The sequence below is a fragment of the Streptomyces sp. NPDC090499 genome (genome assembly GCF_044769305.1).
GTDB lineage: Bacteria > Actinomycetota > Actinomycetes > Streptomycetales > Streptomycetaceae > Streptomyces.
Genome location: NZ_JBIVXP010000001.1, coordinates 1308071 through 1334431, shown reverse-complemented (window position 1 = coordinate 1334431; position 26361 = coordinate 1308071). Strand labels below are relative to the sequence as shown.

Genomic DNA, 26361 nt, shown 5'->3' with positions numbered 1-26361 from the left:
AGGAGGAGCACCGTGGAAACAGTGATCGCCGTGTTCGCCGTGCTCTTCCTGCTCTTCGTCGCCGGTGGGGCGTACGTCACCTTCAAGGCGGTCGGCGCCGCCAAACGCGGCGTGGACCGGACGATCACCCAGGCCCGGCGCACGGTTGAGGAGCACACGCTGCGCGCCAAGTCCATGGTCCAGATCGGTCCGGCGGGCGAGATCGCCCAGCTGCGGCTCGCGCTGCGCACCTCGATGCGGGCCACCCAGGACGCGTTGCACGCGGGCGTCGCCGAGGACGAGTCACTCAAGGAGTCCCTCGGTCTCTTCCAGCGGCTCAGCGCCCACGGGCAGGAACTGGACGGTGAACTCAGGCGCCTGGAGGCCGAACCGGACCGGGCCACGCTCGCCACCCGCCTGCCCGAACTGCGCCGCCGCACCGAGCGCATCACCGAGTCCGCGGACGCGCTGCGCTGGGCGGCCCGCGACCGGGCCCGCCGTTTCGCCGACGACGACCTGGACACCCTGAGCACCCAGATCGGTGTCGAGGCGGACGCCCTGCGGCACTGGACCCGGCCGGACCCGGCCGCGCAGACTCCGCCGTGGCCCGAGGCCGCCGACGGTCCCGGCGACCGCCAGACCTGGCCCGAGCAACCGCGGCTGGCTGCGGCCGAGGAGCCGGTCCAGCCCGCGATCACCCCGCCCGGCCGGCCCCGGGCCTACCCCTGGCAGAAGAAGCCCCGGCCGGAGAGCACCACTTGATCCGGCCGGTCCCGGTCCGGGCGGCCGGGGGCGGGCTGCCGCACCCGGGCTACGCCAGGTAACCTCCAGCTCATGTCCCGCCATGTCGCGATCGTCACCGATTCAACGGCCTACCTGCCGCCGCGGACGGTGGAGCGCCACGACATCACCGCGGTACCCCTGACCGTGGTCCTCGGCGACCGGGCACTCGAAGAGGGCTCCGAGATCTCGACGCGTTCCCTGGCCCAGGCTTTGCAGAAGCGGCGCCCCGTCACCACCTCCCGGCCCAGTCCTGAGGTGTTCGCCGAAACCTACCGCAGGGTAGCGGGGACCGGGGCGACCGGAATCGTCTCGCTCCACCTCTCCGCCGAACTGTCGGGCACCTACGATGCCGCCGTCCTCGCGGCCCGGGAGGCACCCGTCCCGGTGCGCGTGGTGGATACCGGGATGGTCGCGATGGCCCTCGGTTTCTGCGCGCTCGCCGCGGCCGAGGCCGCCGAGGCGGGCGGCACCGTCGACGAGGCCGTGACGGCGGCGGAGAAGCGGGCCGCCGGCACCTCCGCGTACTTCTACGTCGACACCCTCGACTATCTGCGCCGCGGCGGCCGCATCGGTACCGCCCAGGCCCTGTTCGGTTCCGCGCTCGCCGTGAAGCCCCTGCTCCAGCTGGACGGCGGCCGGATCGAGCTCCTTGAGAAGGTACGGACGGCGTCCCGGGCCATCGCCCGCCTCGAGGAGCTCACCGCCGAGCGGGCGGGCGGCGCCGAGGTGGACATCGCCGTCCACCATCTCGCCGCCCCCGACCGGGCCTCGGCCCTCGCCGACCGGCTGCGGGCGCGGGTGCCGGGGCTGGCCGACCTGCACGTGAGCGAGGTCGGCGCGGTCATCGGGGCGCACACCGGCCCCGGGCTGCTCGGGGCGGTCGTCTCGCTGCGGTGAGCCGGGGATCCGAGGGTGTGCGCCTCGGCACCATCACACGTACGAGTGGCGGAGTTTTCCACAACGCGGGCGCCGTCCACGGAAACTGAGCAAGATCATCGCGGATCGGCGGGAAGCCCGATCCTCGTCGCATGGCACTTCGATCACGCTCACACGAGACACATGCGACCAGTGGCCCGGGCCGGGGCCCCACCTCCGACGGCCGCACCCGGCACCGGCGGTCCCCGGTCCGGGCCCGCGTCCGCCACCGCCCCGCACCGGCAGACGAACTGCGCCGCCGGGCGGAACTCCTTTTCGGCGAACGGGCCGTCGCCAGGCCCGGGCCGGGGCAGGGGCCGCCCGCCGCGGAGACCGTGACCGGCACCGGCGCGGCGGCCGGACTGACCGCGGCCACGACCGCGGTGCGCACGGCCACGGCCGGAGTACGCACCGCCGCGGCGGCGCTGACCACGGCAGCGGCCGTGATGTCTTCGGCCCGCGCGCTGGCCGGCGAGGCCACGGCGCGCCGCGGACCGGCGCTGCCCGGCCTTCGCTCCCGGGTCGGGTCCGCGGTACGGGAGCGGATGCCGGTGTGGCTCCAGACACGCTGCGGGCTGGAACGCCGGGGCGCGATCGCCCTGGGGGTGGTCCTCGTCGTGGCCGGGGCACTGGCCGTGCAGCACTTCTGGACGGGCCGGACCGAGTCCGTGAGCGCGCCCGAGGTGGTGCGCGCGGAGGCGCCGTACGAAAAGGGCGAGGAGCAGGCCCCGGCCACCGGAACCGCCGCCGTCGGAGCCGGTACCGCCGCGACGCCCGGCGCCGCCGCCGGAACCGGTGGGGCTAGTGGGGCTGGTGGGGAGATTGTGGTGGATGTCACCGGGAAGGTCCGGGATCCGGGGGTCCACACGCTGGCCGCCGGCTCGCGGGTGACCGACGCACTGCGGGCGGCGGGCGGGGTACGGCCCGGTACGGACACCGACGGACTCAACCGCGCCCGCTTCCTGACGGACGGCGAACAGATCGTCGTCGGGGGCCCCGCGCCACCGGCCGCACCGGGCCCGGCCGCGGGCGGTGCCGCGACGGGAGCGGGCCCGGCCGCCCCGCTCTCCCTGAACACCGCGACCGTCGAGCAGCTCGACGCCCTGCCCGGAGTCGGCCCGGTGCTGGCCCAGCACATCCTCGACTTTCGCACCCAGCACGCCGGGTTCCGTTCGGTCGACGAACTCCGCCAGGTCAGGGGCATCGGCGACCGCCGTTTCTCCGACCTGCGGGACCTGGTACGGCCATGAGCCGCACCACCGGCGAAGCGGCACCCGGACCCGCGGCCGTGGGCCGGTCGGTGCGCGCCGGCCCGGGGCGGCGGACCGGGACCGCGCACGCCCGGCAGGACGCGCGGGCCGACCTGCGGCTGGTGCCGCCCGCGCTGGCCGTGTGGGCCACGGCGGCCCTGGCACTGGACGCGCCGCCCGGATGGACGGCCGCAGTCGCCGCCGTCTGCCTGACCGCAGGGGCGATCCTGCTGTGCTCCGGCCGGACGCGTCCCCCGCCGGGGACAGCGACCGTCGCTGCCGGGTCCGCCCGGCCGGCCTGGCGGCGGGCCTCGGCCGGCGCGCTGCTCCTCTGTGTCGCCGGAGCGGCCGCTTCCGCGGGGCTGCACGGGGCGGACGTACGCCGTGGACCGGTTCCCGGTCTGGCCCGCGCGTACGCCACCGTGACCGTCGAGGTGGAGCTCACGGGCGACCCCTGGGCCGCCAGGCCGCGGGTGCGGGGGGACCACGCCACTCCGGCCGCCGTACTGGTGCGCGGCGAGGTGCGCCGGGTGGAGACGAGCGACGGGACCGCGGTGACGACGCGCTCACCAGTGCTGATGGCCGTGGACACGGGGGTACCGGCGCCCGGTGGCGGCGGCCGGGCGCGGTGGCTCGGGCTGCTGCCCTCCACACGGCTGAGGGTGAACGGGCGGCTGGCTCCTGCCACCGCCGGCGGGGACCGGGTGGCGGCGATGCTGCGGGTGCGGGAGCGTCCCGCGCCGGTGCTGGTGGGGGAGCCGAGCGGGCCGCAGCGGCTGGCCGGACGGTTGCGGGCCGGGCTGCGGGAGGCGACCGACGGGCTGCCCGAGGACGCGCGGGCGCTGCTGCCCGGGCTGGTCGTCGGCGACACCTCACGGATCAGCCCGGAACTGGACGAGGCGTTCGAGGCGACCGACCTCGCGCACACCCTCGCGGTGTCGGGCAGCAACCTCACCATCCTGCTCGCGCTGCTCATCGGACCGCCGGGGCTGGCCCAGCAGACCGAGCGGCGGGGCCTCGCGCCGCGCCTCGGGCTGTCGCTGCGGGCGACCGCGCTGTTCGCGTCGGCGCTCACGCTCGCCTTCGTCGTCGTGTGCCGGCCGGACCCCAGCGTGCTGCGGGCCGCGGCCTGCGGCGCGGTCGCGCTGCTCGCCCTGGCGACCGGCCGCCGCAGGTCCCTGGTCCCGGCACTGGCCACGGCGGTTCTGCTGCTGGTGCTGTACGACCCGTGGCTGGCCCGCAGTTACGGATTCCTGCTGTCGGTGCTGGCCACCGGCTCGCTGCTGATGCTGGCTCCCGGATGGAGCGAGGCGCTGCGGCGGCGCGGGGTGCCGGAGCGGCTGGCCGAGGGGCTGGCGGCGGCCGCGGCCGCCCAGGCGGTGTGCGGTCCGGTGGTCGCGGTGCTGTCGGCGCGGGTGAGTCTGGTGGCGGTGCCCTGCAACCTGCTGGCGGAGATCGCGGTCGCGCCGGCCACGGTCCTGGGGTTCGGGGCGCTCGCCGCGGCTCCGGTGGCGATGCCGGCGGCCAAGGTGCTGGCGTGGTGCGCGAGTTGGCCGGCCGGGTGGATCGCGGGGATCGCCCGGACCGGGGCCGGGCTGCCGGGAGCGGGCGTGGACTGGCCCGGGAGCTGGGCGGGCGCGCTGCTGCTGGCCGTCGTGACGGCGGTCGCCGTACTGCTGGGGCGGCGGTTGCTGCGGCATCCATGGTGGTGCGGGGTGCTCGGGGTGCTGCTCGTGCTGCTGGTGGTACGGCCGGTGCCGCTGGCCCGGGTGGTCACGGGCTGGCCGCCGCCCGGCTGGCGGCTGGCGATGTGCGACGTCGGGCAGGGCGACGCGACTGTGCTCGCGGCGGGCGCGGGCACGGGAGTGGTCGTGGACGCCGGACCCGATCCGGTGCTGGTCGACCACTGTCTGCGGGAACTCGGCATCACCCGGATCCCGCTCGTCGTCCTCACCCACTTCCACGCGGACCACGTCGCGGGGCTGCCCGGGGTGCTGCGCGGCCGTGAGGTGGCGCAGATCGAGACGACCGGGTTCGAGGAACCCGCGGATCAGGCCGAGTTCGTCAGAAGGGAGGCCGCCGGGCATCACGTTCCGGTGACGCGGGCGGTCGCCGGGGAGCGGCGCAGGACCGGGCCGCTGGACTGGCGGGTGGTGTGGCCTCCTCCGGATCCGGCACCGGAGCCGGACGGACCGAACGACGCCAGTGTCGCGCTGCTGGTCCGTTCGGCCGGGCTGCGGATGCTGCTGCTCGGGGACCTCGAACCCCCGGCCCAGCAGGAGCTGCTGAGATCACCGGCCGCCGCCGCACTGGGCCACGTCGACGTGCTGAAAGTCGCTCATCACGGGTCCGCGTACCAGGATCCGCAGCTGTTGCGGCTGGTGGCGCCACGGGTCGCGCTCATCTCCTGCGGGGCGGACAACCCGTACGGTCATCCGGCACCGGGGACGGTGGCCGAGCTGCGGGCCGTGGGGGCGGTGGTGCTGCGGACCGACCGGGACGGGGCGCTCGCCGTGACCGGCGGAGGCACGGGCCGGGAGGCGGGCGGACTGCGCGTGGCGCGAGACTGAGGTCATGAACCCGGTGAACCCCGCGCGGATCGACGCCTACCTCCGCCGGCTCGGAGCCGGCCGCCCGGCCCGGCCCACCGCCGACGCCCTGTACGACCTGCACCTGCGGCATCTGCGGACCGTGCCCTTCGAGAACCTGTCGATCCACCTCGGCGAGGAGATCGTGCTGGCGGAGGAGCGGCTGCTGGAGAAGGTGGTGGGCGCGGGCCGGGGCGGGTTCTGCTACGAACTCAACGGCGCGTTCTCGGTGTTGCTGACCGCGCTCGGTTTCGGGGTGACACCGCTCGCGGGGCGGGTGTACGGGGCGGAGGGGCGGCTCGGGATCCCGTACGACCATCTTGCGCTGCGGGTGCGGACGGTGGACGGGGGCGAGTGGCTCGCCGACGTGGGATTCGGGGCGCACAGCCACTACCCGCTGGCCGTCGGGGAGCGGGGTGAGCAGGACGATCCCGGCGGCACGTTCCGGATCGTGGAGGCCGGGCCGGACGCGGCGGGGGCGACCGGAGGGGGCGAGGGCCCAGGGGCTGGCGGGGACCTGGACGTGCTGCGTGACGGGCAGCCGCAGTACCGGCTGGAGGTCCGGCCGCGGGTGCTCGGGGACTTCACGGCCGGGGCGTGGTGGCACAGCACCTCGCCGTCGTCGCACTTCACGCAGTCGCTGGTCTGTTCCCGGGTCACCGAGGACGGCGGGCGGATCACGCTCGGCGGGCGGACGCTGACGCAGACGGCTGCCGACGGGACCCGTGCGGTGCGGGAGTTGGAGCACGACGAGGAGGTGCTCGGGGTCTACCGGGAGCGGTTCGGGATCGGGTTGGACCGTGTGCCGACTGTGCGAAATCCGGGGAAAGCCAACCCGAATGGTTAATTCGGGTTTCGCGGGAGAACGTGTTTCTACTGGCGCGTAGCGTGCTACTCGTGCGTAGTTCCGGCGCATGCGCTTGATTCCCGCGATGTGGGCCCGTGTTGCCCCGAAAGCCGCATCAGTGATCGAATGTTTCTTCGGCAACGGATGATGGCGAGGCGTACAGGGGTGGCGAGGATGTTCGGCCGCGTGATGGGAAACCGAACGAACCGGGTGCAGCGGACCGGCCCCCTCGCGGCGGTCCGGACCCCGCCCGACGCGGGGGTGCTCAGCTGCCGGGTGCTCGACCCGGTCAACGAACCGGTGCCGAACGCCGAGTTCGCGGTCAGTGACACCATGGGGCGCATGGTGGTCAGCGGGGGCACGGATCCCTACGGGTCGTTCATGACCACCGTGCCGGCCGGGGAGTACCGGCTGGCGGTGTCCGCCGAGGGGTTCACGCCGTACCGGGCCACCGCGCAGGTCGGTGAGAACTCCCTCGCCTCGCTCGGTGACGTGACCCTCCAGGTGGCCCAGCCGCCCGAGCTCCCGGCCCCGGGGGACTGGGAGATCGAGCCGACGCATTCCTCGATCGGCTTCACCGCCCGGCACATCGGACTGGCCCGGATCCACGGGCGGTTCAACTCGTTCGCGGGCGCGGTGCGGATCGCCGACCGGATGGAGCGTTCCGCGATGCACGTGGTGATCGACGCCGCGACCATCGACACGGGCGTGCGGATGCGCGACGACCATCTGCGCTCGGCGGACTTCCTGGACGTGCAGCGTTTCCCGACGCTGGAGTTCTACGGCGACCGGTTCGCGCACCGGGGCGGCACCAGGTGGGCGGTCACCGGGGCGCTGTCCCTGCACGGCGTGACGCGCACGGTCACCCTCGACGCGGAGTACCTCGGGATCGGCAACGGCATGGAGGGCGAGGTGCGGGCCGCCTGCCGGGCCACCACCGAACTCCACCGGGACGACTTCACCGTGAGCTGGCAGAGCATGCTGGCGCGCGGGATCGCGGTGGTTGGGCCGAGCATCCGCGTCGACCTGGACGTGCAGATCGTCCCGAAGGGCTGAGCCCGCCCGCGGTGCCCGAGAATGGGGCCGTGAGCGATGTGAGACATGTGCTGGTGCTGCCCGACCGGGACGCGGCGGAGGAGGCCGCCGAGGCCCTCGAGGAGCGGTTCGGGGTCGCCGAGGAGCCGCGGCTGGTGCGGGACGCGCTGGCGGGGGAGGACGACGCCGAGGACGCACAGTGGCTGGTGCTGCTCAGGGACGAGCAGGGGCGGCTGGACCCGGCTGAGCTGGACGAGTTCGCGGGCGAGTGGGACGGCTGGCGGGAGGAGCCGTAGGAGCGCGGACGGCCCGCGGCGGGGCGGACGCGGCCGGTCCCCGGTGGGGAAGGCACGGCCGGCCCCGTTGTCAGTGGGCCGTGGGATGCTTGGCGCGATGGCCAAGAAGACTGCTGATGACGATCCGCTTGCCCCGCTGACGCTGGCCGTGGGACAGGAGGAGCTGCTGCTCGACCGTGCCGTGCAGCAGGTGGTGGCGGCTGCCCGCTCCGCCGACGCCGACACGGACGTACGGGACCTGAACCCCGACCAGTTGCAGCCCGGCACCCTCGCCGAGCTGACCAGCCCGTCGCTCTTCGCCGAGCGCAAGGTCGTGGTCGTACGCAATGCGCAGGACCTGTCCGCCGACACGGTCAAGGACGTGAAGGCGTACCTCGGGGCGCCCGCCGAGGAGATCACACTCGTGCTGCTGCACGCGGGCGGGGTCAAGGGCAAGGCACTGCTCGACGCGGCGCGCAAGGCGGGGGCGCGGGAGGTGGCCTGCCCGAAGATGACCAAGCCGGCGGACCGGCTCGCGTTCGTACGCGGCGAGTTCCGGGCGCTCGGGCGGTCCGCGACGCCCGAGGCCTGCCAGGCGCTCGTCGACGCCATCGGCAGCGATCTGCGGGAGCTGGCGTCGGCCGTCACCCAGCTCGCCGCGGACGTCGAGGGCACCATCGACGAGGCGGTCGTCGGGCGCTACTACACCGGGCGGGCCGAGGCGTCGAGCTTCACCGTGGCCGACCGGGCCGTGGAGGGGCGCACCGCGGAGGCGCTGGAGGCGCTGCGCTGGTCGCTGGCGACCGGCGTCGCACCGGTGATGATCACGAGCGCGCTCGCGCAGGGCGTGCGGGCGATCGGGAAGCTCGCGGGCGCGCGGGGCGGGCAGCGGCCCGCCGATCTCGCGCGGGAGCTCGGAATGCCGCCGTGGAAGATCGACCGGGTACGGCAGCAGATGCGGGGGTGGACCCCGGACGGGGTCGCTGTCGCGCTGCGGGCCGTCGCCGAGGCGGACGCCGGTGTGAAGGGCGGCGGGGACGACCCCGAGTACGCCCTGGAGAAGGCCGTGGTGACGATCGCGCGGGCGGCGCGGTCACGCGGCCGGGGATAGCAGGCAGGAGCAGGCACCCGGACATACCGGAAAGCCCCGGGGTCCGCCCTGGGGAAGGGCGAGGTGCCGGGGCTTTCGGTTCAAGCTGCCGATCGACGCCCGCGTGGCGAACGCAGGCCGCGCGTCGATCCTCGGGTGCCGGTCGGGGGCGGATGAGAGAGGGCCCGCCCGGGTCCTTCCGGCGTCAAATCAAGTGTTCAGCCCTTGAGGGAAGCAACCTTGGAAGCAAGCGCCGACTTCTTGTTGGCGGCCTGGTTCTTGTGGATGACGCCCTTCGAGACGGCCTTGTCGAGCGCACGCGCGGCAGCGCGCTGCAGCTCGGTGGCCTTCTCCACGTCACCCGCGGCAGCAGCCTCACGGGCCTTGCGGACCGCGGTCTTCAGGGAGGACTTGACGGCCTTGTTGCGCAGCCGAGCCTTCTCGTTGGTCTTGATCCGCTTGATCTGGGACTTGATGTTCGCCACGAATGAGCCTTTTCAGGTTCTGGTACGGGGCCGCGAAGGTCCCGTGCCGATGATTTCCAGAAGACGTGCCTCGCGCTGAGAGGGCATGAGACACAGCTGCCCACACTACCAGCGGACAGGAGAACGGCCCAAACCGGTCCCCGGTCCCTCTCCATGGGACCATGGAGGCTACGTATTGATCCGACCCGAGGCATAAGGCGCCTCAAGAGACAGGACCCTGCGTGCCCGCGACCCCTAACAATGTGCCCGAGCCGAGCCGTACCGCCCCGGCTCTGATCCGCAATTTCTGCATCATCGCGCACATCGACCACGGCAAGTCCACGCTCGCCGACCGGATGCTCCAGCTGACCGGCGTGGTCGAGCAGCGGCAGATGCGTGCTCAGTACCTCGACCGGATGGACATCGAGCGCGAGCGCGGCATCACGATCAAGTCCCAGGCGGTGCGTCTGCCCTGGGCCCCGACCGAGGGCCCGGACCAGGGCAGCACGCACATCCTCAACATGATCGACACCCCGGGGCACGTCGACTTCACCTACGAGGTCTCGCGGTCGCTGGCGGCCTGCGAGGGGACCGTCCTCCTCGTCGACGCCGCCCAGGGCATCGAGGCGCAGACCCTCGCCAACCTCTACCTGGCGATGGAGAACGACCTCACGATCATCCCTGTGCTCAACAAGATCGACCTGCCGGCCGCGCAGCCGGAGAAGTTCGCGGAGGAACTGGCGAACCTGGTCGGCTGCGACCCGTCCGACGTGCTGCGGGTCTCCGCGAAGACCGGTCTCGGCGTGGACGCACTGCTGAACAAGGTCGTCAAGGAGATCCCGGCGCCGGTCGGTGTCGCCGACGCGCCCGCCCGCGCCATGATCTTCGACTCGGTCTACGACTCCTACCGCGGTGTCGTGACGTACGTCCGTGTCATCGACGGCCAGCTCAACAAGCGTGAGCGGATCAAGATGATGTCGACGGGTGCCACCCACGAACTGCTGGAGATCGGCACCAACTCGCCGGAGATGCTGTCCGCCGACGGACTCGGTGTCGGCGAGGTGGGTTACCTGATCACGGGTGTGAAGGACGTCCGGCAGTCCAAGGTCGGTGACACCGTCACCAGCCAGACCAAGGGCGCCACCGAGGCACTCGGCGGCTACAAGGACCCGAAGCCGATGGTCTTCTCCGGTCTGTATCCCCTGGACGGCTCCGACTACCCCGAGCTGCGCGAGGCCCTCGACAAGCTCCAGCTGAACGACGCCGCGCTCGTCTACGAGCCGGAGACCTCCGCCGCCCTCGGCTTCGGTTTCCGGGTCGGTTTCCTCGGGCTGCTCCACCTGGACGTGATCCGGGAGCGGCTGGAGCGCGAGTTCGGGCTCGACCTCATCGCCACCGCGCCGAACGTGGTCTACCGCGTCGTCATGGAGGACGGGACCGAGTACACGGTCACCAACCCGAGCGAGTTCCCCGAGGGGAAGATCAACGAGGTGTACGAGCCCGTCGTACGGGCCACGATCCTCGCGCCGACCGAGTTCATCGGCTCGATCATGGAGCTGTGCCAGACCCGGCGCGGCACCCTGCTCGGCATGGACTACCTGTCCGAGGACCGGGTCGAGATCCGGTACACGCTCCCCCTCGCGGAGATCGTCTTCGACTTCTTCGACCAGCTGAAGTCGAAGACCCGCGGTTACGCCTCGCTGGACTACGAGCCCACCGGCGAGCAGACCTCCAGCCTGGTCAAGGTCGACATCCTGCTGCACGGCGACAAGGTCGACGCGTTCTCGGCGATCACCCACAAGGACGCGGCCTACGCGTACGGCGTGCGGCTGGTCGCCAAGCTGCGCGAGCTCATTCCGCGGCAGGCCTTCGAGGTGCCCATCCAGGCGGCCATCGGCTCCCGGGTCATCGCCCGCGAGACCATCCGCGCCATCCGCAAGGACGTCCTCGCCAAGTGCTACGGCGGTGACATCTCCCGGAAGCGCAAGCTGCTGGAGAAGCAGAAGGAAGGCAAGAAGCGGATGAAGATGGTGGGTTCCGTGGAGGTTCCGCAGGAGGCCTTCATCGCGGTGCTGTCCAGCGATGACAGCGCGGGATCGGCCAAGAGCAAGAAGTAACCGCGGGTAACAATCGGTCGCGGCCGCAAATCGGGTACAACGGGGGTTCGTCGTACGAAAGTGCGGCGGACCCCTACGCGTGCGTAGTGTCGCTCTGCGTGGACCATGCGGCGAAACAGACAGGCCGATGCCCCTTACGTACAGGCCGGTCGCGGCTTACTCTGATCCCTGCTCGATAGTTACTCGCGAGTTAAACAACCAGCGCGAACCCCACCGTGAGTAAACCCCAGCCGCACTGAGCCAGCCGCACCGTCGCGGGCCCCGGAGGATGTCGTGACCGACACACAGACACTGATCGAGAACCGACCGCCGTCCGTGGCGGCCCTCTTCCTGGATCGCGTGGCGGCCACACCGGACGCCGAGGCCTACCGTTACCCGGTGTCCGCGGCCTCCGGTCAGGGCCCGGACGACTGGAAGTCGCTGAGCTGGGCCCAGGCGGCCGAGCGGGTCTACGCGATCGCGGCCGGTCTCATCGAACTGGGCATCGAGCCCGAGCAGCGGGTCGCCCTCGCCTCCTCCACCCGCGTCGAGTGGATCCTCGCCGACCTCGGCATCCTGTGCGCCGGCGCCGCCACCACGACCGTCTACCCGCAGACCAACGCCGAGGAATCGGCGTTCATCCTCTCCGACTCCGGGAGCCGCGTACTGATCGCGGAGGACGCGGCACAGGTCGCCAAGGCCGTCGAGAAGCGCGCCGAACTGCCCGAGCTCGTCCAGGTCGTCGTCATCGACCCGGCCGGCGCCGAGACCGACGACTTCGTCATCAGTCTTGCCGAATTGGAGCAGCGCGGCGCCAGGCACCTGGAGAAGCACCCCGAGCTGATCAAGGAGCGGGTCGGCGCGATCACCAAGGACCAGCTCGCCACCCTCATCTACACCTCCGGCACCACCGGCCGCCCCAAGGGCGTGCGGCTGCCCCAGGACAACTGGTCGTACATGGCGAAGGCGATCGCCGCGACCGGGCTGATCAGCAGCGAGGACGTGCAGTACCTGTGGCTGCCGCTCGCCCACGTCTTCGGCAAGGTGCTCACCTCCGGGCAGATCGAGGTCGGCCACGTCACTGCCGTCGACGGCCGCGTCGACAAGATCATCGAGAACCTGCCGGTCGTGCAGCCGACGTACATGGCCGCCGTGCCGCGCATCTTCGAGAAGGTCTACAACGGGGTCGCCGCGAAGGCCCGCGCGGGCGGCGCCGCCAAGTACAAGATCTTCCAGTGGGCGGCCGAGGTCGCCCGCGAGTACGCCAAGGTCACCCAGGACAACTTCCGTCGCACCGGAGCCGCGACCGCGCCCTTCGGGCTCGCCGCCAAGCACAAGGTCGCCGACGGCCTCGTCTACTCCAAGCTGCGCGAGGCCTTCGGCGGGCGGCTGCGGGCCTGCGTCTCCGGGTCGGCGGCACTGGCGCCCGAGATCGGCTACTTCTTCGCCGGTGCCGGCGTGCACATCCTGGAGGGCTACGGCCTCACCGAGTCCTCCGCCGCGTCCTTCGTGAACCCCGGCGAGGCTTACCGCACCGGTACGGTCGGCAAGCCGCTGCCCGGCTGCGAGGTGCGGATCGCCGACGACGGGGAGATCCTGCTCCGCGGCCCCGGCATCATGCAGGGCTACCACGGGCTGCCCGAGAAGACGGCGGAGGTGCTGGAGGCCGACGGCTGGTTCCACACCGGTGACATCGGCGAACTGTCCCCCGACGGTTATCTGCGGATTACCGACCGCAAGAAGGACCTCATCAAAACGTCCGGCGGCAAGTACATCGCGCCCGCCGAGGTCGAGGGACAGTTCAAGGCGGTCTGCCCCTACGTCTCCAACATCCTCGTGCACGGCGCCGACCGGAACTTCTGCACCGCTCTGATCGCTCTCGACGAGGTCGCGATCCTGGAGTGGGCCAAGGAGAACGGCCTGGGCGGCAAGTCCTACGCCGAGGTGGTGGCCGCGCCGGCGACCGTCGAGATGGTCGACGGGTACGTCAAGGAGCTCAACGCCGGGCTGCAGAAGTGGCAGACCATCAAGAAGTTCCGGCTGCTGCCGCGGGACCTCGATGTGGAGCACGGGGAGATCACGCCGAGCCTGAAGCTGAAGCGGCCGGTCGTGGAGCGGGAGTACAAGCACCTCATCGACGAGATGTACGCGGGGACGCGGGAAGCGTAGGGGACGGCGGGGGCTGCGCGGCGGCTGCGGGTTCGTCGTGGCTTGTCGCGCAGTTCCCCGCGCTCCTCTAGTGGGACCGTTCAGCTCTGCTCAGCAGTTGCCGCAGCTCCCTGGCTTCTTTTCTTAGCGTTGCTACATCGACAGGGTCTTCGGCGAGCCGGTCTTCCATCACGGCCAACCGCTTGCCCAGTTCGCCGAAGTCCGCCTGTTCGCGTGCCAGCAGCACCTGCAACTGCTGGTTCTTCCGGTGCAGTTCCAGGAACACGTTGACCTTTGCCCGCAGCACCCATGGATCGAACGGTTTCGTCAGGTAGTCCGCCGCGCCGGTGGCGTAGCCGCGGAACGTGTACCCCGCGTCCTCGTCCGCTCCGGTCAGGAAGATGATCGGGACGTCTTTCGTCTGGTCGAGGCGTTTGATGTTGGCGGCTGTCTCGAAGCCGTCCATGCCGGGCATGCGGATGTCGAGGAGGACGACGGCGAAGCGGCGGCGGAGCAGGGCCTTCATCGCCTCCTCGCCGGAGCGGGCCCGTACTATCGGCTCGTTCAGCGACCCGAGTACGGCTTCCAGTGCGATCAGGTTGTCCTCCATGTCGTCGACCAGGAGGATGCCGGCACGGTCGTCAGCGGTCATGGCTCCGTCCGTTCGTCGTCGGCGGTCTCGCCGTCCTGTGTGCTGTCGGGGTCCAGGAGTGCGCAGACGACGGTCAGCAGCCGGTCGACGTCCACCGGTTTGGGTACGTAGTCGTTGGCGCCGCGTGCGATGGACTTCTCCCGGTCGCCCGGCATCGCCTTCGCCGTGAGGGCGACGATCGGCAGGCCGGTCCAGCGGGGGGCGCGACGGATGGCCGCGATGGTCTCGTGGCCGTCCATCTCCGGCATCATGATGTCCATCAGGACGAGTTCGACGTCGGGGTTGCGTTCGAGGGTCTCGATGCCCTCCCGGCCGTTCTCCGCGTACAGCACCGGCATGCCGACGCGGCCGAGGACGTGGGTGAGGGCGAAGACGTTGCGGATGTCGTCGTCGATGATCAGGACGCGGCGGCCGGGGAGGACGCGGCCCGCGCGGCCTGTCTGCCAGGCCTCCAGGCGGGTCGGGGCGGGCCAGGAGTCGTCGGGGTCGGGGGCGGTGGCCGGTGCCGGGCCGAGGGCCGCCGCGGTGTGGTTGTGCGGGGCCGGGCCGGGAGCCGGGTGGCCGGGGCTGACGACCGGGACGTAGAGGGTGAACGTGGAGCCCGTGCCCGGTTCGCTCTCGGCGACGATCCGGCCGCCCAGCAGGCCGGCGATCTCCCGGCTGATGGAGAGGCCGAGGCCGGTGCCGCCGTACTTGCGGTTCGTGGTGCCGTCGGCCTGCTGGAACGCCTCGAAGATGACGGGCAGTTTCTCGGCGACGATCCCGATGCCGGTGTCCGACACCTCGAAGGCGATCACCTCGTCGCTGTCGTGGACGTAGTGCTGTTCGGGGTCCTTCACCCGGTGCACCCGCAGTTCCACGCGGCCCTTGGCGGTGAACTTGATCGCGTTGGAGAGCAGGTTGCGCAGGATCTGCTGGAGCCGTTGTTCGTCCGAGTACATCTCGCGCGGCACGTCCTCGCCGACGGTCACCTCGAAGGCCAGGCCGCGGTCCAGGGTCAGCGGGCGGAAGGTCGCGTGGACGTAGTCGAGGAGTTTGATCAGGGGGAGGCGTTTGGGGCGTACGTCCATCCGGCCGGCCTCGATCTTCGACAGGTCCAGGATGTCGTTGATGAGCTGGAGCAGGTCCGAGCCGGAGCGGTGGATGGTGGTGGCGAACTGGACCTCCTGGTCGGAGAGGCGGCCGTCCGGGTTGTCGGACAGCAGTCGGGCCAGAATCAACAGGGAGTTCAGCGGGGTGCGCAGTTCGTGGGACATGTTCGCCAGGAACTCCGACTTGTACTGGGAGGAGGTCGCCAGGAGGGCGGCTTTCTCCTCCAGTTCGGCGTTGGAGCGCTGTAGTTCCGCCTGTTGTTTCTGAAGTTCGTCCGAGCGTTCCTGGAGCTGCATCGCCAGCCGTTGCGATTCGCCGAGCAGGGATTCCGTGCGGGAGTTGGCGATGATCGTGTTGATGGCCACGCCGATGGTGTTGACGAACTGGTCGAAGAACGCGAGGTGGACGTCGGAGAAGCGGGAGAAGGAGGCCAGTTCGATGATGCCGAGGAGTTTGTCCTCGAAGAGGATCGGGATGATGACGATCGTGGTGGGTGCGGCTTCCCCGAGACCGCTGTTGATCTTGATGTAGTCCGGCGGGGTCTCCTCGACGAGGATCCGCTTCTTCTCGCGGGCCGCCTGGCGGACCAGGCCGTGCACGGGGAGGCCGCCGGTCTCGACCGTCGCGTCCTGGGCGGAGCCGTAGCCGGCGATGAACGCGAGGCCCTTGGCCGGTACGGCCGTGCGTACGGCGGCGCCGTCCTCGTCCGGGTCGGCCAGGAAGAACGCGCCGTACTGGGCGTTCACCAGCGGGGTCAGCTCGCGCAGGATGAGGTCGGCGACCTCCATCAGGTCCCGGTGGCCCTGCATGAGGGCGGCGAGGCGGGCCAGGTTGGACTCCAGCCAGTCCTTCGCGCGGGTCGTTTCGCGCAGGTTGGCGACCATCAGGTTGATGTTGTCCTTGAGTTCGGCGACCTCGCCGCGGGTCTCGACCGTGATCGAGCGGGACATGTCGCCCTGTGCCACGGCGGAGGCGACCTCGGCGATCGCGCGGACCTGGGTGGTGAGGTTGAGTGCGAGTTCGTTCACGTTGGTCGTCAGACGCTTCCAGGTGCCGTACACGCCTTCCACGCGGGCCTGGCCGCCCAGCCGGCCGTCGGAGCCCACCTCGCGGGCGACCCGGGTCACCTCGGAGGAGAAGGAGGACAGGGTGTCGACCATGGTGTTGATGGTGGTCTTCAGTTCGAGGATCTCGCCGCGCGCGTCCACGTCGATCTTCCGGGACAGGTCGCCCTGGGCGACGGCGGTCGCGACCTGGGCGATGTTGCGGACCTGGGAGGTGAGGTTGTCGGCCATGTAGTTGACGTTGTCGGTCAGGTCGCGCCAGACGCCGGAGACGCCGAGCACCTGGGCGCGGCCGCCCAACCGGCCGTCGGTGCCGACCTCGCGGGCGACGCGGGTCACCTCGTCGGCGAAGGCCCGCAGTTGTTCCACCATCGTGTTGACGGTGTCCTTCAGTTCCAGGATTTCGCCGCGTGCGTCGACGGTGATTTTCTTGGACAGGTCGCCGTTGGCGACGGCTGTCGTCACCTGGGCGATGTTGCGGACCTGGGACGTCAGGTTCAGGGCCATGAAGTTGACGTTGTCCGTCAGCTCTTTCCAGACCCCCGAGACGCCTCTGACCTGCGCCTGGCCGCCGAGGTTTCCTTCGGTGCCGACTTCGCGGGCGACGCGGGTGACTTCGTCGGCGAACGCGGAGAGCTGGTCGACCATCGTGTTGATGGTTGATTTCAGTTCGAGGATCTCGCCTTTCGCCTCCACCGTGATCTTCTTGCCGAGATCGCCCTGGGCGACGGCCGTGGAGACAAGGGCGATGTTGCGGACCTGGGACGTCAGGTTGTCGGCCATGAAGTTGACGTTGTCGGTGAGGTCTTTCCAGACGCCGGAGACGCCTCTGACGTGTGCTCGGCCGCCGAGGTTTCCTTCGGTGCCGACTTCGCGGGCGACGCGGGTGACTTCGTCGGCGAACGCGGAGAGCTGGTCGACCATCGTGTTGATCGTCGATTTCAGTTCGAGGATCTCGCCCTGCGCGTCGACCATGATTTTCTGCGAGAGGTCGCCGTTGGCGACGGCTGTCGTCACCTGGGCGATGTTGCGGACCTGGGACGTCAGGTTCGACGCCATGAAGTTGACGTTGTCCGTCAGGTCCTTCCAGACGCCCGAAACGCCCCGTACTTGGGCGCGGCCGCCCAGCCGGCCCTCCGTGCCGACCTCGCGGGCCACCCGGGTCACCTCGTCGGCGAACGCGGACAGCTGGTCGACCATGGTGTTGACGGTGAGCTTCAGTTCCAGCAGCTCACCGGTCGCCTCGACGGTCACCGTGCGGGTCAGGTCGCCGCGGGCCACGGCCGTCGTCACCAGGGCGATGTCGCGGACCTGCGCGGTCAGCCGGGACGCCATGGTGTTGACGGCCTCGGTGACGTCCCGCCAGCTGCCGGACAGGCCCTGCACCTTGGCCCGGCCGCCGAGTCGCCCTTCGGTGCCGACCTCGCGTGCGACCCGGGTCACCTGACCGGTGAACAGGGACAGCTGGTCGACCATCGTGTTCACCGCGCGGGCGAGCCGGCGCAGATCGCCGCGGAGCTGCCGGCTGCCGTCGTGCAGATCGACCCGCTGGGTCAGGTCGCCGCCGGCCACCGCGTCCAGCACGCGCGTGGCGTTCGCGGCGGGCGCGACGAGGGCGTCGAGGACCTGGTTGACGTCGTTGACGCGGGACGTCCAGGCGCCCTGGCCGGGGCTCGCCGACAGCCGTTCGTCCAGCCGGCCGTGGCGCACCAGTTCCCGTTTCACGCGCCGCAGGTCGGTGTTGAAGTGAATGCCGCGGTCCATGATCTGGTTGAAGACCGCGGTGAGTTCGGCGACGATCCCCTCCCCGCCGGGCCCGACGGGACCGTCGGGCCCGCAGGCCCCGTCGGTCCCGGTCTCCGGGACCTTCGTGAAGTCGCCGTCACGGGCGGCGGTCATCGCGGCGAGCAGCGGGCGCAGTGCGGATGCTCGGAGTTGTGCCGTTTTCTGTCCGTCTTCGAGCACACGCGTAGCACTGTTCTCACTCATGGCGGCCCACTTCGGTAACTCGGTGCTTATGGGCGCAGCCAGTCTGTCACTCTGTCCGCATCGATCGGGATGTATTCGTCCGAACTGCTCGGGGAGCTGGACATGGGGGCCATACCCACGCAACGGGAGATCGTCTCCCGGGTCCGTGAGGCGCCTGCGCACGACGCGGCGCCCGCGCAGCACGACGCGGCGCCCGCGCACGACACCGCGGGCCCGCGCGCGCAGGGGCGCGCGACCATGCCCGGAAGCCCCCTCGCGCCCGGTTCCGCCCGCGCCCTGGTGCGCGCCTCGTTCGACGAGTGGACCGGGTGCGGGCTCCTCCGCCCCGAGCAGCAGCGGGTCGCCGAGGACGCCATGGTCGTCGTCAGCGAACTCGTCACCAACGCCGTCGTGCACGCCGGCACGGACGTGGAGGTCGACTGGTGGCTGGAGGAGCGGGAGGAGACGGCGTTCGTCGTCGAGGTCACCGACCACCATCCCTCCCGCGCGCCCCGCGACCATCCCGGTGAGACGCCGTACGAGACACCGGAGTTCGGGCGCGGGCTGCGCCTGGTCGCCTCGCTCGCCGAGTCCTGGGGGGTGACGTACCGCACCGGCGCCAAGTCGGTGTGGGCGCGGCTGACCGGCCGCGGCGGCACGCTCCCCGACGAGCGGCAGCTGAAGGTCGCCGAGATCCTCGCCCCCGAGCCGCCCCAGCACGCGCCCGCACACGCGCACGCGGGCGCGGGTGGGGCGGAGCGCGGCGGGTGCGTCCATCGTCCCGAGCGGGACCGGGACTGGCTCAACCGGGGCGCGCTGTCGTTCCTCGCCGAGGCCTCCGACCTGCTCGCCGGGCAGCTCGACGAGAACCTGGTGGCCGCGCTCACCGGCCAGCTGATCGTGCCCCGGCTCGCCGACTGGTGTGCGGTGTGGCTGGAGGACGAGGCGACGGTGCGCGGTGGCGGCTGGGGCGACTCCGGCGGTGCGGGCGGTGCGGGCGGTCCGCGGCTGGCCCGGGTCTGGCACGGCAGCGAGAACCGCATCGAGGAACTGCGCCACGCCCTGGAGAAGGACCCGCCGTGCGCGCAGAGCGGGTTACGGTCCGGGCCCGAGCCGTATCCCTGGCCGGGCGCGGCGCTCGGCCCGCAGGGCACCCACGGCTCGGCGCTCGCCTACCGGCTGATCGCGGGCGGCCGCCCGCTCGGCACGCTCGTCATCGGCCGCTCCGGCCCGGACGGCATCCCCGACGAGATCACCGGCCTCGTGGAGGACTTCGGCCGCCGGGTCGCCCTCGCCATCGGCGCGGCCCGCCAGTACGCCCGCCAGGCCACCATCAGCGCCGTACTCCAGCGCGGGCTGCTGCCCGGCGCGGTCGCCGAGATCCCGGGCGTGCGCAGCGCGCTCGTCTACGAGCCCTGCGACAAGGGCGGCCCCAGCGGCGACTTCTACGACCTCTTCCCGGCCGGCGACGGCCGCTGGTGCTTCGCCGTCGGCGACGTCCAGGGCAAGGGGCCCGAGGCCGCCGTCGTCATCGGCCTGGCCCGGCCCTGGCTGCGGCTCCTCGCCCGCGAGGGCTACCGGGTCGCCGACGTCCTGGACCGGCTCAACCAGCTCCTCCTCGACGACGCCACCGAGGCCGCCGACGCCGCCGCCCGCGCCCTGGTCGCCGCCGGCGGCCGTGCCCTGCCGCCCGGTGACGGCCCGCAGACCCGGTTCCTCTCCCTGCTCTACGGCGAACTCACCCCCCTCGACGGCGGCGGCGTCCGCTGCACCCTCGCCTCCGCGGGCCATCCGCTGCCGCTGCTCCTGGGCCCCGACGGCGAGGTCCGCACCGCCGCCCGCCCGCAGACCCTGCTCGGGGTGGTCGAGGACGAGACGTACACCAGCGAGACGATCGAGCTCATGCCCGGCGACAGCCTGCTGTGCGTGACGGACGGGGTCACCGAGCGGCGTTCCGGCAGCCGCCAGTTCGACGACGGCGACGGGCTCGCGCGGGCGCTGGCCGGCTGTGCGGGGCTGAACGCCGACCTGATCGCCGAACGCATCAGACGGCTCGTCCACGAGTTCGGCGGCGGTCAGCCGGAGGACGACCTGGCGCTGCTGGTGCTCCAGGCGGAGTGACCGAGGCCGTACAAGAAATCGGTACGGGACAATGGGGGACATGCCTTCCGCACTCCCCGACGGCGAGCCCGTCCCCGACGACGGCGCGCTCCCCGCGTCCGCGCTCGCCGGTGCCGCCGTCCGCCCTCTCGGGTTCTACCTGCACGTCCCTTACTGCGCGACCCGCTGCGGCTACTGCGACTTCAACACGTACACGGCGACCGAGCTGCGCGGTACCGGCGGTGTCCTGGCCTCCCGCGACAACTACGCGGACACGCTGATCGACGAGGTCAGGCTGGCCAGGAAGGTCCTCGGCGACGACCCGCGCGAGGTGCGGACCGTGTTCGTCGGGGGCGGTACGCCGACGCTGCTGGGCGCCGCCGATCTCGTACGGATGCTGGGCGTGATCCGCGACGAGTTCGGGCTCGCGGCGGACGCGGAGGTCACGACGGAGGCGAACCCGGAGTCCGTCGACCCGGCCTACCTTGCGGCCCTGCGCGAGGGCGGCTTCAACCGGGTCTCCTTCGGCATGCAGAGCGCGAAGCAGCACGTGCTGCGGGTCCTCGACCGCACCCACACCCCCGGACGCCCCGAGGCGTGCGTCGCGGAGGCCCGTGCGGCCGGCTTCGAGCACGTCAACCTCGACCTGATCTACGGCACCCCGGGCGAGTCCGACGACGACTGGCGGGCCTCCCTGGACGCGGCGATCGGCGCCGGGCCCGACCATGTGTCGGCGTACGCGCTGATCGTCGAGGAGGGCACGCAGCTGGCCCGCCGGATCCGCCGCGGCGAGGTCCCGATGACCGACGACGACGTCCACGCCGACCGCTACCTGATCGCCGACTCGGTGCTGGCGGGGGCGGGTTTCGACTGGTACGAGGTGTCCAACTGGGCCACCTCGGAGGCGGGCCGCTGCCTGCACAACGAGCTGTACTGGCGGGGCGCCGACTGGTGGGGCGCCGGGCCGGGGGCGCACTCGCACGTGGGCGGGGTGCGCTGGTGGAACGTCAAGCATCCGGGGGCGTACGCGGCGGCGCTGGCGTCCGGGCGGTCGCCCGGGGCCGGGCGGGAGGTCCTGGCGGACGAGGACCGTCGGGTGGAGCGGATCCTGCTGGAGCTGCGGCTGCGGGAGGGGGTGCCGCTCTCGCTCCTGCGGGAGGAGGGCCTGAAGGCCTCGCGGCGCGCGTTGGGGGAGGGGCTGCTGGAGAGCGGTGCGTACGACGAGGGGCGGGCCGTGCTGACGCTGCGGGGGCGGTTGCTGGCGGACGCGGTGGTCAGGGACCTGGTGGACTGATCACCCGGGTGAGTGCATCGCGGTGGAACGCCGGTTCGGCCCCTACCCTGGTTCGTAGGCTGCCGCTGACAGTATGCGGCGAATGCCGAGGCCGCGGAGATGACCGCGGTGGACGAACGTGGAGTCGCAGAGTTCTTCGAGGGTTTTGAGCCGCCCGACGGACTCAAAGCGGAGCTTCTGCGGGGGGAAATCGTGATGACGGCCAGCCCTGATCTGGTGCACAACCTGATCGTGCTGCATACGGAACGGCAGATCCCGTTGGACCGCTGGTTTCCGCTCCAGACCCAGGACGTGGACCTCGTCGACGAGGCGAGTGAGCCGGTTCCGGATCTCGTGGTCGTGGCACGTGACGTCCTACCCGATTCGGGGCGTCTGCTGCCGTGCCAATTGATCACGATGGTTGTCGAGGTCGTTTCCGAGAACAGCGTCCACCGCGACTATGCCGTCAAGCGTTCGATCTACGCCGCGGGCAACGTGCCCGCCTATCTCATCATCGATCCGATCATGGCGCGGTGCGTTCTGTTGACGAAGCCCGAGGGAAAGGGCGAGGAGGCCGATTACCGGATGCAGTACGTCGAGAAGTTCGGTCGGCCGATGATGCTCGATGTTCTGGGCGTCGAGCTGAACACCAGCGAGTTCGGAACCTTCCCCGACGTCAAGCCCCACCGCTACCCGTGACGAAGTCGATCAGCTCCTCCACCCGGCCGAGCAGCTCCGGCTCCAGGTCCTTGTAGGAGCCCACGCGCGCGAGGATCGCCTGCCATACGGCGCCGGTGTTCTCCGAGGGCCAGCCCAGCGCCCGGCACACGCCCGTCTTCCAGTCCTGGCCGTGCGGGACGCGCGGCCAGGACTCGATGCCCAGGGACGACGGCTTCACCGCCTCCCAGATGTCGATGTAAGGGTGGCCGACCACGAGCGCGTGCTCGCTCGTCACCGACTGGGCGATGCGCCACTCCTTGGTGCCGGGCAGCAGATGGTCGACGAGGACGCCCAGGCGGGCGTCGGGGCCCGGTGCGAATTCGGCCACGATCGACGGCAGGTCGTCGACGCCCTCCAGGTACTCCACGACCACGCCCTCGATGCGCAGGTCGTCGCCCCAGACCTTCTCGACCAGTTCCGCGTCGTGGCGGCCCTCCACGTAGATGCGGCCCGCGCGGGCGACACGCGCGCGTGCGCCGGGGACGGCGACCGAGCCGGAGGCGGTGCGGGAGGGGCGTACGGGGGCGGCCGACGTGGGGCGTACGAGGGTGACGACCCGGCCCTCCAGGAGGAAGCCGCGCGGCTCCAGCGGGAAGACGCGGTGCTTGCCGAAGCGGTCCTCCAGGGTGACCGTGCCCGCCTCGCAGCGGATCACCGCGCCGCAGAAACCGGTACCCGGCTCCTCGACCACCAGACCGGGTTCGGCGGCCACGTCCGGCACCGGCTTCGGCTTCTTCCACGGAGGGGTCAGGTCGGCGGAGTACTGGCGCATTCGGATGACGATAGGAGAAGCCGGACCGGCGCGCCTACGACACGCCGAAACGGGCCGCCAGGGTGTCGCGCTGGGCCCGTACGAACGCCGCGTCGACCACCGCTCCGTGACCGGGGACGTACCGGGCGCGGTCGCCGCCGAGCGCGAGGAGCCGGTCGAGAGCGGCCGGCCACCGTGACGGTACGGCGTCGGGTCCTGCCTGCGGGGCGCCGGACTCCTCCACCAGGTCGCCGCAGAAGACCACGGGCGGGTCGCCGGGGACGAGGACCGCGAGATCGTGCGGGGTGTGGCCGGGGCCCACGTCGGCCAGCAGGGCCCGGCGGCCGTCGCCCAGGTCGAGGGTCCGCTCGCCGGAGACCGGGTGGCGGGGGCGGGGGAGGGTGTCCGTCGCCTCCTCGGCCTCCGGGGCCGGCAGGCCGTTGCGGATCGCGTCCAGGCGGAGCTCCTCGCGGCCGTGGGCGAGGACGGCCTCCGCGCCCGCCACCGCGTACAGGGCCGCGCCCGCGAAGGCGGCCGCGCCGAAGACGTGGTCGAAGTGGGGATGGGTGAGCGCGAGATGGGTCACACGGCGGCCGGCCAGCGCCTGCGCCTCCGTACGCAACCGTGCGCCCTCCGCCAGGCTCGACCCGGCGTCCACCATCAGGGCCGTGCCCGCGCCCAGGACCAGACCCGCCGTGCAGTCCCAGCCCGGCAGCCGGCACCGGCCGACCCCTTCGGCCACCCGCTCCCAGCCCAGCTCTTCCCAAGTCACCGTCATGCCGCGACGCTAGCCGTAGAACGCCACGGGTCCCGACCGACCTTGCCCAGTCGGTGCCCCACGGCCGTACACTGGGCCGGGGATGCTGGCACTCGCGTTCGCAGAGTGCCAGACGAAAGGCCCGAAGGGACCGAAAGGCCGCGGGGACGACGACTTTCTGGAGGTGTGGCGCCGGATGCTGAGTGAACGCAGGCTTCAGGTATTGCGCGCCATCGTCCAGGACTACGTCGGCACCGAGGAACCGGTCGGGTCGAAGGCGCTGACCGAACGGCACAACCTCGGGGTCTCCCCGGCGACCGTGCGCAACGACATGGCCGCCCTGGAGGACGAGGGGTTCATCGCCCAGCCGCACACCAGCGCGGGGCGGATCCCCACCGACAAGGGGTACCGGCTGTTCGTCGACAAGCTGGCCGGCGTCAAGCCGATGAGCGCGCCCGAGCGGCGGGCCATCCAGAGCTTCCTCGACGGCGCCGTCGACCTCGACGACGTGGTCGCGCGGACCGTGCGGCTGCTGGCCCAGCTGACCCGGCAGGTGGCGGTCGTGCAGTACCCGTCGCTGACGCGGTCGACCGTGCGGCACGTGGAACTGCTGTCGATGGCCCCGGCCCGGCTGATGCTGGTGCTGATCACCGACACCGGGCGGGTCGAGCAGCGGATGGTCGACTGCCCTGCGCCCTTCGGGGAAACGTCTCTGGCGGACCTGCGGGCGCGGCTGAACAGCCGGGTCGCGGGGCGCCGGTTCTCGGACGTGCCCCGGCTGGTGGAGGACCTGCCGGAGGCCTTCGAGGCCGAGGACCGCGGCGCGGTCTCGGCGGTGCTCTCCACCCTGCTGGAGACACTCGTCGAGGAGAACGAGGAGCGGCTGATGATCGGCGGCACCGCCAATCTCACCCGCTTCGGGCATGACTTCCCCCTCATGATCCGGCCCGTCCTGGAGGCGCTGGAGGAGCATGTCGTGCTCCTCAAGCTCATGGGCGAGGCGGGGGATTCGGGCATGACCGTACGCATCGGTCACGAGAACGCCTACGAGGGACTCAACTCCACGTCCGTGGTGTCGGTCGGCTACGGTTCGGGCGGCGAGGCAGTCGCCAAACTCGGCGTGGTCGGACCGACCCGCATGGATTACCCGGGAACGATGGGAGCGGTACGAGCGGTGGCACGGTACGTCGGACAGATCCTGGCGGAGTCGTAAGTGGCCACGGACTACTACGCCGTTCTCGGCGTGCGCCGCGACGCGTCGCAGGAAGAGATCAAGAAGGCCTTCCGTCGGCTCGCGCGCGAGCTGCACCCGGACGTCAACCCGGACCCGAAGACCCAGGAGCGGTTCAAGGAGATCAACGCCGCCTACGAGGTGCTCTCCGACCCGCAGAAGAAGCAGGTCTACGACCTCGGCGGGGATCCGCTGTCGCAGAGCGGCGGCGCGGGCGCGGGCGGCTTCGGGGCCGGCGGGTTCGGGAACTTCTCGGACATCATGGACGCGTTCTTCGGTACGGCGTCCCAGCGCGGGCCGCGGTCGCGTACCCGGCGCGGCCAGGACGCGATGATCCGGATCGAGGTCGAGCTCGACGAGGCGGCCTTCGGTACGACCAAGGACATCCAGGTCGACACGGCGATCGTCTGCAACACCTGCAACGGTGAGGGCGCGGCGCCGGGCACCTCCGCCCAGACGTGTGACATGTGCCGCGGCCGCGGTGAGGTCTCGCAGGTGACGCGGTCCTTCCTCGGTCAGGTCATGACCTCGCGGCCCTGCCCGCAGTGCCAGGGCTTCGGGACGGTCGTGCCGACGCCGTGCCCCGAGTGCGCGGGCGACGGGCGGGTGCGGTCGCGGCGGACGCTGACCGTGAAGATCCCGGCCGGCGTCGACAACGGCACGCGGATCCAGCTCGCCGGTGAGGGCGAGGTCGGGCCCGGTGGTGGTCCCGCCGGTGACCTGTACGTCGAGATCCACGAGCTGCCGCACTCGACGTTCCAGCGGCGCGGGGACGACCTGCACTGCACGGTGACGATCCCGATGACGGCGGCGTCGCTCGGTACGAAGGTGCCGCTGGAGACGCTGGACGGGCTCGAGGAGGTCGACATCCGGCCGGGCACGCAGTCCGGGCAGTCGATTCCGCTGCACGGGCGGGGCGTCACGCATCTGCGGGGCGGCGGCCGGGGTGACCTGATCGTGCACGTCGAGGTGACGACGCCGACGAAGCTGGACCCCGAGCAGGAGCGGTTGCTGCGGGAGCTGGCGAAGCTGCGCGGGGAGGAGCGGCCGACGGGGCAGTTCCAGCCCGGTCAGCAAGGGCTGTTCAGCCGGCTGAAGGACGCGTTCAACGGGCGTTGACGGGTGCCGTGAAGGGGCTCCGCCCCTTCGACCCCGCCAGGGGGCTCCGCCCCCTGGACCCCCGAGGACCTACGCCCACCCACCACCCGACTCGGTCCGCTGAAAAGTGCGGTCGCCCCTCGGCTCGGTCCGTCGAGCGGTGCGGTCGGTCCGGCTCGGTCCGT

Annotated in this window: 20 protein-coding genes; 15 read left to right on the top strand and 5 right to left on the bottom strand. The window is 71.5% G+C overall.

The genetic code is table 11. The features are described from left to right. Positions 1 to 12: 12 nt before the first annotated feature. From ACIQVL_RS06185 to holA, 8 genes are all read left to right on the top strand, one after another. On the top strand, positions 13 to 741 hold the full coding sequence (locus ACIQVL_RS06185; protein ID WP_403474568.1) for a hypothetical protein: 729 nt from the start codon (positions 13 to 15) through the stop codon (positions 739 to 741). Between the two features lie 72 nt (positions 742 to 813). Further along, positions 814 to 1659, top strand: a complete 846-nt coding sequence (locus ACIQVL_RS06180) for a DegV family protein (RefSeq protein ID WP_403427715.1) — start codon at positions 814 to 816, stop codon at positions 1657 to 1659. A gap of 131 nt (positions 1660 to 1790) precedes the next feature. Further along, positions 1791 to 2927, top strand: a complete 1137-nt coding sequence (locus tag ACIQVL_RS06175) for a helix-hairpin-helix domain-containing protein (RefSeq protein WP_403474567.1) — start codon at positions 1791 to 1793, stop codon at positions 2925 to 2927. After that, positions 2924 to 5497 (top strand): ComEC/Rec2 family competence protein, encoded by a 2574-nt coding sequence (locus ACIQVL_RS06170; RefSeq protein WP_403474566.1) that lies wholly within the window; start codon positions 2924 to 2926, stop codon positions 5495 to 5497. The genes ACIQVL_RS06175 and ACIQVL_RS06170 overlap by 4 nt, the downstream gene beginning before the upstream one ends. Before the next feature lie 13 nt (positions 5498 to 5510). Next, entirely contained in the window at positions 5511 to 6362 is an 852-nt protein-coding gene (locus ACIQVL_RS06165; RefSeq protein WP_403474797.1) for an arylamine N-acetyltransferase, read from the top strand. Between the two features lie 174 nt (positions 6363 to 6536). After that, entirely contained in the window at positions 6537 to 7418 is an 882-nt protein-coding gene (locus tag ACIQVL_RS06160) for a YceI family protein (protein WP_403474565.1), read from the top strand. Positions 7419 to 7447: 29 nt separating this feature from the next. Next, positions 7448 to 7693, top strand: coding sequence for a hypothetical protein (locus tag ACIQVL_RS06155; RefSeq protein ID WP_403474564.1), 246 nt, complete (start codon positions 7448 to 7450; stop codon positions 7691 to 7693). A gap of 97 nt (positions 7694 to 7790) precedes the next feature. Next, the gene (gene holA, locus ACIQVL_RS06150) at positions 7791 to 8783 is read left to right on the top strand and encodes a DNA polymerase III subunit delta (RefSeq protein WP_403427725.1); all 993 of its coding nucleotides are present in this window, start codon (positions 7791 to 7793) and stop codon (positions 8781 to 8783) included. 197 nt (positions 8784 to 8980) lie between these two features. Here the strand turns inward: holA and rpsT are convergent, their stop codons facing one another. Then, on the bottom strand, positions 8981 to 9247 hold the full coding sequence (gene rpsT, locus ACIQVL_RS06145; protein ID WP_089106790.1) for a 30S ribosomal protein S20: 267 nt from the start codon (positions 9245 to 9247) through the stop codon (positions 8981 to 8983). A 221-nt stretch (positions 9248 to 9468) separates the two neighbouring features. On the opposite strand from rpsT, the gene lepA reads away from it, so the two are divergent. Together lepA and ACIQVL_RS06135 are read left to right on the top strand one after the other, a co-directional pair. Then, positions 9469 to 11343, top strand: coding sequence for a translation elongation factor 4 (gene lepA / locus ACIQVL_RS06140; RefSeq protein WP_403380696.1), 1875 nt, complete (start codon positions 9469 to 9471; stop codon positions 11341 to 11343). A 273-nt stretch (positions 11344 to 11616) separates the two neighbouring features. Then, complete coding sequence (locus ACIQVL_RS06135) at positions 11617 to 13491, top strand: AMP-dependent synthetase/ligase (RefSeq protein ID WP_403427727.1); 1875 nt, start codon at positions 11617 to 11619, stop codon at positions 13489 to 13491. A 67-nt stretch (positions 13492 to 13558) separates the two neighbouring features. Here the strand turns inward: ACIQVL_RS06135 and ACIQVL_RS06130 are convergent, their stop codons facing one another. Together ACIQVL_RS06130 and ACIQVL_RS06125 are read right to left on the bottom strand one after the other, a co-directional pair. Next, positions 13559 to 14122, bottom strand: a complete 564-nt coding sequence (locus ACIQVL_RS06130) for a two-component system response regulator (protein ID WP_403427729.1) — start codon at positions 14120 to 14122, stop codon at positions 13559 to 13561. After that, a complete protein-coding gene (locus ACIQVL_RS06125) occupies positions 14119 to 18267 on the bottom strand; it encodes a HAMP domain-containing protein (protein ID WP_403427731.1) in 4149 nt (1382 codons plus the stop codon). Before ACIQVL_RS06125 ends, ACIQVL_RS06130 begins: the two co-directional genes overlap by 4 nt. Before the next feature lie 102 nt (positions 18268 to 18369). On the opposite strand from ACIQVL_RS06125, the gene ACIQVL_RS06120 reads away from it, so the two are divergent. The 3 genes from ACIQVL_RS06120 (at position 18370) to ACIQVL_RS06110 (ending at position 22318) form a co-directional block, all read left to right on the top strand. Continuing rightward, entirely contained in the window at positions 18370 to 20367 is a 1998-nt protein-coding gene (locus ACIQVL_RS06120) for a SpoIIE family protein phosphatase (RefSeq protein ID WP_403474563.1), read from the top strand. Between the two features lie 40 nt (positions 20368 to 20407). Beyond that, on the top strand, positions 20408 to 21640 hold the full coding sequence (hemW, locus tag ACIQVL_RS06115; RefSeq protein ID WP_403474562.1) for a radical SAM family heme chaperone HemW: 1233 nt from the start codon (positions 20408 to 20410) through the stop codon (positions 21638 to 21640). A gap of 99 nt (positions 21641 to 21739) precedes the next feature. Further along, complete coding sequence (locus tag ACIQVL_RS06110; RefSeq protein WP_403427737.1) at positions 21740 to 22318, top strand: Uma2 family endonuclease; 579 nt, start codon at positions 21740 to 21742, stop codon at positions 22316 to 22318. Here ACIQVL_RS06110 and ACIQVL_RS06105 read toward each other — a convergent pair. Then, positions 22296 to 23111: a DUF3097 domain-containing protein gene (locus ACIQVL_RS06105; RefSeq protein ID WP_403474561.1), complete on the bottom strand. Its 816-nt coding sequence runs from the start codon at positions 23109 to 23111 to the stop codon at positions 22296 to 22298. The genes ACIQVL_RS06110 and ACIQVL_RS06105 overlap by 23 nt on opposite strands. A 34-nt stretch (positions 23112 to 23145) precedes the next feature. Continuing rightward, on the bottom strand, positions 23146 to 23868 hold the full coding sequence (locus ACIQVL_RS06100; protein WP_403474560.1) for an MBL fold metallo-hydrolase: 723 nt from the start codon (positions 23866 to 23868) through the stop codon (positions 23146 to 23148). Positions 23869 to 24043: 175 nt separating this feature from the next. Here ACIQVL_RS06100 and hrcA point away from each other — a divergent pair, with 175 nt between their 5' ends. Both hrcA and dnaJ read left to right on the top strand, forming a co-directional pair. Beyond that, on the top strand, positions 24044 to 25060 hold the full coding sequence (gene hrcA / locus ACIQVL_RS06095; protein WP_403427743.1) for a heat-inducible transcriptional repressor HrcA: 1017 nt from the start codon (positions 24044 to 24046) through the stop codon (positions 25058 to 25060). Next, on the top strand, positions 25061 to 26197 hold the full coding sequence (gene dnaJ, locus ACIQVL_RS06090; RefSeq protein ID WP_217549614.1) for a molecular chaperone DnaJ: 1137 nt from the start codon (positions 25061 to 25063) through the stop codon (positions 26195 to 26197). Positions 26198 to 26361: the final 164 nt, after the last annotated feature.